16 protein-coding genes are annotated in these 9,040 nt (G+C 47.7%); 15 read left to right on the plus strand and 1 reads right to left on the minus strand.

All coding sequences use genetic code 11. From position 1 onward, the window contains the following. Positions 1 to 6 precede the first annotated feature (6 nt). The 10 genes from GZH47_RS33030 (at position 7) to GZH47_RS33075 (ending at position 5,054) form a co-directional block, all read left to right on the plus strand. Entirely contained in the window at positions 7 to 489 is a 483-nt protein-coding gene (locus GZH47_RS33030; protein ID WP_162645853.1) for a YodL domain-containing protein, read from the plus strand. A 122-nt stretch (positions 490 to 611) separates the two neighbouring features. Next, a complete protein-coding gene (locus GZH47_RS33035; RefSeq protein ID WP_162645854.1) occupies positions 612 to 836 on the plus strand; it encodes a hypothetical protein in 225 nt (74 codons plus the stop codon). 34 nt (positions 837 to 870) lie between these two features. Next, entirely contained in the window at positions 871 to 1,335 is a 465-nt protein-coding gene (locus GZH47_RS33040; protein WP_162645855.1) for a hypothetical protein, read from the plus strand. Positions 1,336 to 1,498: 163 nt separating this feature from the next. Beyond that, positions 1,499 to 1,921: a hypothetical protein gene (locus GZH47_RS33045; RefSeq protein ID WP_162645856.1), complete on the plus strand. Its 423-nt coding sequence runs from the start codon at positions 1,499 to 1,501 to the stop codon at positions 1,919 to 1,921. A gap of 27 nt (positions 1,922 to 1,948) precedes the next feature. Continuing rightward, complete coding sequence (locus tag GZH47_RS33050) at positions 1,949 to 2,230, plus strand: hypothetical protein (RefSeq protein ID WP_162645857.1); 282 nt, start codon at positions 1,949 to 1,951, stop codon at positions 2,228 to 2,230. Positions 2,231 to 2,860: 630 nt separating this feature from the next. Further along, a complete protein-coding gene (locus GZH47_RS33055; protein ID WP_225446651.1) occupies positions 2,861 to 3,397 on the plus strand; it encodes a DUF2493 domain-containing protein in 537 nt (178 codons plus the stop codon). Beyond that, complete coding sequence (locus tag GZH47_RS33060; protein WP_162645858.1) at positions 3,394 to 3,750, plus strand: hypothetical protein; 357 nt, start codon at positions 3,394 to 3,396, stop codon at positions 3,748 to 3,750. Before GZH47_RS33055 ends, GZH47_RS33060 begins: the two co-directional genes overlap by 4 nt. Beyond that, positions 3,747 to 4,163 carry a hypothetical protein gene (locus tag GZH47_RS33065; protein WP_162645859.1) on the plus strand — a complete coding sequence of 139 codons (417 nt, stop codon included), beginning with the start codon at positions 3,747 to 3,749 and terminating at the stop codon, positions 4,161 to 4,163. Before GZH47_RS33060 ends, GZH47_RS33065 begins: the two co-directional genes overlap by 4 nt. Positions 4,164 to 4,166: 3 nt before the next feature. Next, positions 4,167 to 4,631 carry a ribonuclease H family protein gene (locus tag GZH47_RS33070; RefSeq protein WP_162645860.1) on the plus strand — a complete coding sequence of 155 codons (465 nt, stop codon included), beginning with the start codon at positions 4,167 to 4,169 and terminating at the stop codon, positions 4,629 to 4,631. Positions 4,632 to 4,736: 105 nt separating this feature from the next. Then, a complete protein-coding gene (locus GZH47_RS33075) occupies positions 4,737 to 5,054 on the plus strand; it encodes a hypothetical protein (RefSeq protein ID WP_162645861.1) in 318 nt (105 codons plus the stop codon). A 122-nt stretch (positions 5,055 to 5,176) separates the two neighbouring features. Here the strand turns inward: GZH47_RS33075 and GZH47_RS33080 are convergent, their stop codons facing one another. After that, entirely contained in the window at positions 5,177 to 5,857 is a 681-nt protein-coding gene (locus GZH47_RS33080) for a MerR family transcriptional regulator (RefSeq protein WP_162645862.1), read from the minus strand. A 335-nt stretch (positions 5,858 to 6,192) separates the two neighbouring features. Between GZH47_RS33080 and GZH47_RS33085 the strand changes: the two genes are divergently transcribed. The 5 genes from GZH47_RS33085 to GZH47_RS33105 are packed head-to-tail and all read left to right on the plus strand — an operon-like array spanning position 6,193 to position 9,023. Next, on the plus strand, positions 6,193 to 6,810 hold the full coding sequence (locus tag GZH47_RS33085) for a GGDEF domain-containing protein (RefSeq protein WP_162645863.1): 618 nt from the start codon (positions 6,193 to 6,195) through the stop codon (positions 6,808 to 6,810). A gap of 36 nt (positions 6,811 to 6,846) precedes the next feature. Beyond that, positions 6,847 to 7,707, plus strand: coding sequence for a hypothetical protein (locus tag GZH47_RS33090; protein ID WP_162645864.1), 861 nt, complete (start codon positions 6,847 to 6,849; stop codon positions 7,705 to 7,707). Further along, positions 7,704 to 8,189 carry a macro domain-containing protein gene (locus GZH47_RS33095; protein WP_162645865.1) on the plus strand — a complete coding sequence of 162 codons (486 nt, stop codon included), beginning with the start codon at positions 7,704 to 7,706 and terminating at the stop codon, positions 8,187 to 8,189. The genes GZH47_RS33090 and GZH47_RS33095 overlap by 4 nt, the downstream gene beginning before the upstream one ends. Positions 8,190 to 8,241: 52 nt before the next feature. Next, positions 8,242 to 8,760, plus strand: a complete 519-nt coding sequence (locus GZH47_RS33100) for an RNase H family protein (protein WP_162645866.1) — start codon at positions 8,242 to 8,244, stop codon at positions 8,758 to 8,760. A gap of 17 nt (positions 8,761 to 8,777) precedes the next feature. After that, positions 8,778 to 9,023 carry a hypothetical protein gene (locus tag GZH47_RS33105; RefSeq protein WP_162645867.1) on the plus strand — a complete coding sequence of 82 codons (246 nt, stop codon included), beginning with the start codon at positions 8,778 to 8,780 and terminating at the stop codon, positions 9,021 to 9,023. Positions 9,024 to 9,040 lie beyond the last annotated feature (17 nt).

Genomic DNA, 9,040 nt, shown 5'->3' on the forward strand with positions numbered 1-9,040 from the left:
CATACTGTGCATTTTACTATCCACCAATTGAAGCGGGAAGGCAACATTGAGTTTGCATTTCAGTTCCTTAGCATCTTGAAGCTGCGCAATGCCCCATTCATGGAGCACAACGAGGATCTCGATCAGTATTCTTTCGATATCGATTCCTTCAACGAGGTTTATTCTCGTGACCTGGCATCTATGGGGATCCAATATTCCGATTGTCTACTCGACTTTCACAAGCAGTCCGAACGTATTCTCGAGGAGTTGTTCGGTATCTTCAATATGCAGATTCCTGATGATTTCAAGGGTTGGTCAATGAGCTGTGGCGATATCGTTACGCTGCAGCACGGTGAACACAAGTTTATGAAGGCATCCTACTTCTGCGATGCAGCAGGCTGGAAGCAGATCAATGTATTCAGTGGAGCTGATCGTCATGCTCAACGTGAAGAGATCCGGGATCGGGCTCGTAAACGTCTGGCTGCTCTTCGATCCGGTACGATTCATTAACTCGACTGAGCGAGTATAAACAGGCCTTTGGCTCAGTGCGGGCCCTCTATTTGAGGGTATGGCTCACTTGGTTATGCCTATCGGCATGATTCTATGTGAAGTACAAAATAGGAGGTTTTCCTGTGACGAATGCAATTAAGATGACTTGTGCCATCTTTGTTATCATCTTCCTCGCCCCTACTGTTATCCCCGCTATCCTCGGCATCGTGGCCGCCCTGGTCCCTGCCCTGTTGTGTGTCCTGGCTGTGTGGCTGGTGTACCGCATGTTCTTCAAAAAGCGTGTTGTTTCCAAGCCGCAGGTCCTGCCCGTCATTATCCGAGAAGTTCAACGCATGATGAAAAAATAATGAATACCCAAATCAATCTTAGGAGGCTATTAACATGAAACAAGCATACGGTTATATCGTCGAGGAATCGAAAAAGCGTATCTTGGTAGGCAAGAAGGCAGATATCATTGCCATTGCCGCTGATTTCCCTGGAACCATGATTGAATACGCAGCAAATTTGGAGCAGCTGCTCGCTTCGGTCAAAGCCATTGGATACGAAGTGATCTGCCATAATCCAACCACGAAGATGGAGCAGATGTTTGCCGGCTATAAGCCGACGGACACGCTGCCTCCCGCTCCCCCTTCCCCGCCTACTTCTTCCGCTCCGGATGATCTTGCGATCCGCAGGTTCTGCATCCAGCCAATTGAGAAAGAATTCGCCGTGATGGTGGCCACTAATTATGGCGTCCAATACCTGAACCGTGGCCTGCTCTCCAAAGCGAAAGACGCATACCTGAAGTATGTGGCCGATCGCAGCTTGCTCATGACTGATCTGAAAGCGGCAACGGTGCCGTTCTGATGTATCAGGCCAAACGAATCGTGAGGTCAATTATATGGACGCTGCTGCCCAAGAATGCTCGGCTGGCATGGTTATTTACCTTGCTGGCCGAAGTAATATTTTCTGATCAAAAACGCCGTCGTTAATGGTATAATGTAATGCATTACACAAGGAGGTACTGTCCATGGAGTTGAAAGATGTTTTAGCCTATGTCCCGCAGCATGCCATCTTTACGTTTATGGAGGATGACGTGGAGATGCAGCTCTATCATCACAATGAGGATGGCTGGTGTGTTTGTCCCGTCGGTGATCCCGCTTGCGATCCGTCTACCGGCGAGCACAGTCCTCAAGGCCGTATTCAGGCTCAGTTTGTCGAGGCAGTGCTCACACATTTGTACAACACGCAGTGGCTCGATCGTATCCTGACCTATGATGTTGCCGGTAATTCTGTAGCGTACACGCCATTTCTCGTGTCTCGCCGCCTTGCCTGCTCAGCTGGTATCAACGGTGATACTTTTGTGGCTGAGTTCTGGGACGGCGAGAAGGTTGTCGTGCCTTATAATGTCGCATTAAATCGGCCATTTCGGGTCGGCATCCCGCAGTCGTAATCCATTACAGAGAAATGAGGAATCATTGTGGCACAAACAGGTAAGAAGCCGCTTCATATGATACAAAAATATGCGGCGGCCAGGCGAGAAGTCTTCTACAAGCGGCAAATGATGCAGCATATTGGCTTTGTGTACGTTGATTCTGAGAAGGCGTGGCTGCACCCTGGCGGCGCCCGCTTTAGCAAGAAGCTGTTCGATCTCTTTGATTTCAATAAGACCAAATCGAAGCTGCTGCAGCTCGGCTTTATCTCCCCCGACACGAATCCGAATACTCCCTATCAAGAAGAAAATGACGATGAGCTGGAATAGGCTGCCGTTACACGTCAGAGCCTTCCTAGTCGTTCTCATTGGCGGTCTGAGCATCATGATGCTTTGGCCGCTTCTTCAGCTTGTGATCGGGCTTATTGTTGCTATGATCGTGATCGGAGTGATTGGCGTTGTGATCTATTATGGGGTTCGGATCCTTGCCTATCTTTTCAGGGGACTATAGGCTTCATGCTTTGGTATTGGCCCCTGCCCTCTTTCAGCCGGCATCCCTATGACTAGGGTTTTATGTGCCAGCCGCTGGAGGGCAGACTAGCCCCAGGGTTATATGGAGCACCATGTCATGGTGAAGATTATGTATCCTCAACGATGTGTGACGGTTATGTATCATGACCGTGTATTGATGCCCATCGCCTTGAACCTTGAGGATGCTATATTTCCATATTTTCCATATGGCTCCTAATTGTTTTGAATAATCATGTCGTAATGTGTTACACAACTTAAAGTGTATCTATATATAATATATACCGACAAACCTGGGGTATTTATAGATTTATATGTATAGTTCACAAAATAGACACACTGTGTTCTCATTGTTCCCCCCTAAACCGGCTATCGCCTGCATTCATTTTGGCATATAATGAATCTTGTTGATAAGGTGGTGTAATGCATTGCATGTTTATGATACAGTACAGGGATCACACATCCAGAGATGAGCTACAGGTTGGTTATGCTGACACTGAATTCGATCTTTCATCATGGTGGAGGCACGATGCCAATATCATATCAATACAGGACGTGCGAGATCTCGGCGATCAAAAGCCATTTCGTATTATTGTTGCCGGTTATCGGGAGTTCGTTGATTATCCGATGGCATGCAGATGGTTGGATTACTATCTACAATACACCAATCGAGAACAAATCGTCATCATTTCTGGAATGGCTCGTGGAGCTGATACCATGGGTGAGGATTATGCTAGGGAGCGTGGGATTTACATCCACCAGGCTGCCGCTGATTGGGATCGTTACGGCAAGAGTGCCGGTTATATGCGTAATAGTGAGATGGCCAAAGAAGCTGGACCAGGTGGCGCATGCGTTTGCTTTTGGGACGGCTTGTCCAAGGGAACGAAACACATGATTGATATATCAAAGCGCCACGAGCTGCTGCTACGTGTCGTGAATTACAAGACCAACAAGGAGATGGTAGTATGAGCTCACGTTTAGAATGGTTCAAGAAAAGATACACAGCTGGACATTTAACCTGGAGTGAACTGGAGGATGCGCTGAATCTCTTGGAGCACTACGAGAATCAGAATCCTGTTCTCTCTAAAGAGAAATGGCGTTTAACGGAAGAGAATCAGCGCATTCAGAAAGAATGGGATATGTGCGATAAAGCATGCAAAATGTGGCGCACTCGTGCCGAGAATCTTATTGGCGCAGTGAGAGTATTCGTTGACAAGAACTTCAAGGGTGGATCCAAAGCAAATCGTGAGGATTACACTCAGATGGTAACGGCTGCTGATGTTTATAAGCTGCGTGAGTCACTGGAGGCGAATAAGTGGTGAGCGATAAGTGGAAGATCTACGATCGTGACATTGTGGGCCTCTCGCTTATGCTGCACGATGAGATCACGGATAATCATATCCCGCTCTGCGAGATCGATGTCGAGCCTGGTATTCACGATCATATCGTTATCAGGGGCCAGACGTATTCCTTCTGCCAAAAATCCTTTAAGATACGGGCTGCTGTTGCCCGCCGCATTGATCTCGGCGATGAACATGATACCGAGGATACAGAACATGCCGTATGTCCTCATTGCGGGCATGAAGACCATGATTGCTTCGAATGGAGCGGTGATGATGCCGAACACGATTGCGGTCACTGTTCGCTACCATTCAGCTATACCCGTGAAGTCACGATCAGCTACACCACAGTAAAGAAAGGTCGTAGCTATAAAAAACCAATTGCCGAGGTGTAGAACATGAAAGACGTAATCATCGATACTGACGGCGCCTGCTCTGGAAATCCAGGTCCAGGCGGCTGGTCCAATATATTCGTATACCCGAATGGTGATGAAGAAATCAAGACTGGCTTCATCCCCTACTCTACTAATAACCTCAGTGAAATCATTGCTGTGATCAGGGCACTTGAATCTATCATCGAGCCTAGCAGAGTGCTTCTCAAAACAGACTCCAGCGTGGTGCGCAACTGTTTTGATCATGATTGGCGTGGTAGATGGATAGCTAACGGCTGGAGGAACTCTAAGAACAAGCTCGTTGAGCACCGGCCCTTTTGGGAACGCCTGTTTGAACTGGTTGATTATCATAAAGTGCGCTTTGTTAAGACGAGTGATGCGGATCCACTACATAAACGTGCTGATGGCCTTGCAAAGAAAGCTATTCGAGAGGGTCTTGCAGAGGTCAAGGCGCAGCTGCAAGGAGCATAACCTGCGGGCTCTATCAGAACTCACAGCTATTACAGAGGGTGCTATCGCACCTATTCAATACGATTTACTTAACCATACCCCTATTTTCCCAAGGAGGAACTATCCATGAAATACGCATACACGATTAAAGGCTTGAAGGTTAACGTGAACATCCAAGGGCCGCAAAACGACGAATCGAACGGTAAAGCAGTCGCTTCCGTTGAAGTCGAAGAGCTGAAGATCGAGCATGAAGTTGAAGGCGGCATTCGGGAGCAGGCTGAGCACATGGCTGCGATCGGCAAGGCTGTGCTCGATATCGTCCGTGAGGTACGTAAGCCGGCTCATGAACAACATCCAATCGATAGTGGCATGTTCGTTCATTTCCTTGGCGCTGATGCCGAAGGCTTTACCTTCCCTGGCTTTCCAATCTTTAAGAATAAGTAACGTCATATTACGTACCGTTATTACTTTATACGTTATATGTTCATATTTAATATGAACTATTGAATGTCGTAATCATGTTCTTATGGAATATTAGGAATTAACGGTATGAAAAAAGGACGCCCCTATTCTTGGGCGTCCATCTCCGGCGGAGACTTAAACATTCGTTTCCATGCTGGCAAAGCCATGTACTGTCGAAGAGCCAAGGACTGTTTGAGGTGAGCCATCGTCTCTCGGTCCCTCTTCTCTTGATGCTCGATGATCTTATCAATCTTTACTGCTTGTTCGTTCTTTGAGTGAGCCAGCTGCTGTTCGAGGGTTTCAATCTTCTGGATCTGCTCCTGTTTGGCCAGCACAACCTGTTTCTCCAGAGAATCAATCTTCTCCAGCGTCTCTTTGTTCATTTCCTGATTCAAAGCGACGAACCATTCTCGGAATGCATCCTGCTGCATTAGGCGATCCATGTCCACATATGTAAGCTGCGGCGCCGGTATCGGCAACGGGAACTCCCCGTCTGGCTTGCGAAGCTCAAATGCGCCAGTCTCGTTAGCCATGTCATAGATCATGCGGGCCAGGTCTTCACCGGTCGTCTTTCGGCCATGTACTTCCTTTTGATCCTTGATAAATTTGAATATCTCGATATCCGTGTCATAAAACAGCCGTTCTTTGCGCTCGTTGCGCTTCACGAAGTGTACGCCGTGGTTTTCGAGCATATCTGCCCATCCACGAAGCGTCGGCTGCGGAGTACCCAGGATCTCGGAGGCATCGCCGAGCGTCACAAACGGCACTTCACGCTGAATTGCCATAAATAAAAACACCTCCCCTACTCTATGTATAGCATATCTGAGCAATCCGCTCAACACCAGAGTTGATAGGTGTAGCTATAGATTATACCCCGCCCTATATCATAGGTCATCGACTTAGATAATTAAGGTATCTCGCTCTACATGATAGTTCATATACTGAGCTATGATGTAGGTCGAAATGCAACTCGCCCTACATGATATCTCATACATATAGCTATGCGCATCGGTCGCTATACTTCAGATTTCATAACTCGCTATCAATGAAGTAACCCGCTATCCATGAGATTTCATAGAATAATCTTTGAGGAAAGTATCTGAAAGGGTTTGATGTAGGTATGAATCACCTGATTTTGCGGCTATCAGGTTTCATGTATGGCGGATTCACCTCTGTAATAGTAGCTATGACATGTCGTGGAGGTCACTCAGAGGCTATCATATCGGTCGCCTTGGCCATCTCAGCTATGAATTACTACCTGATAGGCAAGTTAACGCTGAAAAAGCATGCGATGATCGACACTTTGACCAAGGCATTCAATCGATTGGCATGGGAAATGGATCTGAAGAGGAGGGACCGCCAGGAAATGGCAGTCTTAGCGCTCGATCTGGATCACTTCAAATCCATTAATGATACCTTCGGCCATGTGATGGGGGATTCCGTGCTCCAACAGGTAGGTGCAGTCGTTCGTCAGCACATAAGACCAGCCGATGTCTTTTACCGGTATGGGGGAGAGGAGTTTGTCATTGTTCTCCATGATGTTGACCTTCAGATAGCCCTTGATAGAGGTCAATCATTGCTCGAGCTGATTAAGTCAAAGGTCAGAGCAGGGGAACAGGAGGTCACATGTTCTATTGGTGTCGCTCAAGGGAACGACCTCGCAGAAACGTTCAAGGAAGCTGATCAAGCCTTATATTTAGCAAAACAGCAAGGGCGAAATCAAGTTAAATGCCTCTGATGTAGCTCAATTTTAAAGGAAAGGGAAGTGGGAGATATGCGCATTATTATTGATGATTCTGCAATTCACTGGGATATGAATCCGGATCCGATTATCTGCTTTTTGACCGGTGAATCCACGAATTACTGGTTCATTTTCAAGAACGGAGAAGGGGCTCATATCCATATTGGTGCAACGATAGCCGCACAAATCCTGAACAAATTGGATAAGCGCACTGTAGCCGAAAAACAGCGGTTTACAGAGATGGCTATTAATCATAAGGGGAGGGAGCTGCAGCTCACGATCGAGGATCTTCGCACCTATTACGGAGCTCAGATTGACCACTTGGACGAGCCGGACTATATGCCAACCGAACTTGATCTTGAATCGCATTGGCTGCTGACGGTGCCAGAAAAGTGGATCCACATGAATCCTGGAAGAGAAGGGATTTTCAATATTGCCCATAAATGGACGAGCCAGCATCTCATGCAGCCTGATCTGTACGGCTACAACAACATGACGAAGGGGGAGAAGGTTATTTTTAAAAATGACCTTTGGACAATCGTCATGGTGTCTAGGATGGGAGACTTCGGGTTGTCGCAAACTGGTGAGCTTCCATACAGCATTCGTGTTCGTCCAGATGAATGCAGCAAAGTGCCATTTCATAATCATGACTGCCTCGAATGCACCTACATCACAAGTGAACAGGTGACAGCAGAGAGGATTGATTGGTACAGCTGCAATCAAGGTGGAGCCGGCGGTACAGTCATCGCAAGACATGGTAGTGAGGGGGCGGAATATCGCTCGTATCCACATTCCACGCTTGCTGAAGCCTATGTCAAAGGTAGTCCAGAGATTTATCAAAGGGCGAGGGCGATCTATCGGATCGCTAAATCAAAGGAGGTAGCAGCCGTATGATCAAGCATATGAAGGGCAATCTGCTTCTTAGCGATTGCAATATCATCGGCCACCAGGCCAACTGCTTTTCAACCATGGGGTCCGGCATTGCTCATCAAATTGCCAAGATGTATCCCATAGCTCGCAATTCGGATACGAACTATCCCGCTCAGCCACGGGATCGCCTTGGAAGTTGCTCTTATGCGGTATGCAAACATGAAATGGGGGAGGGTAGGATCGCAGTTTTCAATCTCTACGGCCAGTACGATTACGGGCGAGAGAACAAGACCTATACCAACTACCAGGGCTTACGATCGGCTCTCAATAAGATGATGCAGTTCGTTCAGCTGCTTGAAGAGCGAGAAGTAATCCCGAACCCGAAGATCGGGCTTCCGTACCGGATCGGGGCCGGACTGGCGAGAGGGCAGTGGACGATCATTGAAAGCATGATCAAGGAAGTCTCTGATTTCCATGGTCGCACCATTTATTTGTACGAGCTCTAATAAGACGGGTATTAGCCCGTCTTTTTCTATTCCAAGAAGGTGGTGAAAAGGCATGACATTAGAAGGAAAAGCTAAATTTGATGCAATGCGTTGCGATATTTGGATCAGCGGCACTGCAGCAATCGACGAAACGAGTGGAGGATACGCTGCCATCCTGCGATCCCACATTGGTGGGGTGGACTACTCCAAGAAAGTTGCCGGCTATGGGCTGGATGGTTCTACCGTAACTCGGATGACGCTAAAAGCTGTTGTGGAGGCTTTGAAACAAATCAAACACCCAATGTTTGTTCACGTCTATACGACGCTGCCGCAAGTAAGCGCCGGCATCAACAAGAATTTGCGTAAGTGGGCGGCCAAGGATTTCACAAAGGGCCGTAAGAAGGAGCTGCTGCAGCACGAGGATCTCTGGCGTGAACTGTCTGCCTTGCTCGAGGAAAAATGCATTTCGTATAAATGCCACTTCCAGAAGGAAAGTCCAGATCCGCAGAACAATCTTCGTGCGATTCATACTGCATCGGAATACGCCATGAAAGCGAAGAAAACATTCTTCGACGTGGCCATAGCTCAATGAGAGAGAAGGGGAGAGGTATGCGAGATAAAATTTGCGCAGCTATCGACTATGCAATCGATCGTCCGAAGCTTTATGTGCCCATCGGGATCCTGCTTCTAGGAATCGCCATCGCTTTGGGGCCGCTTGCACTGGTTATGTTTGCTCTGATGATACCTGTCATTGTGATGTACTTCCGCTGGACGCTGATCGAGGAGGAGCCCTCCAAGGTTGTCAAAGAAGAGGTGCATGAAGAAATGTTGCGCCGTCGCCGGAAGCACGCTTAAACCAAGCCTGTCGGCTT

The sequence above is a fragment of the Paenibacillus rhizovicinus genome (genome assembly GCF_010365285.1).
GTDB lineage: Bacteria > Bacillota > Bacilli > Paenibacillales > Paenibacillaceae > Paenibacillus_Z > Paenibacillus_Z rhizovicinus.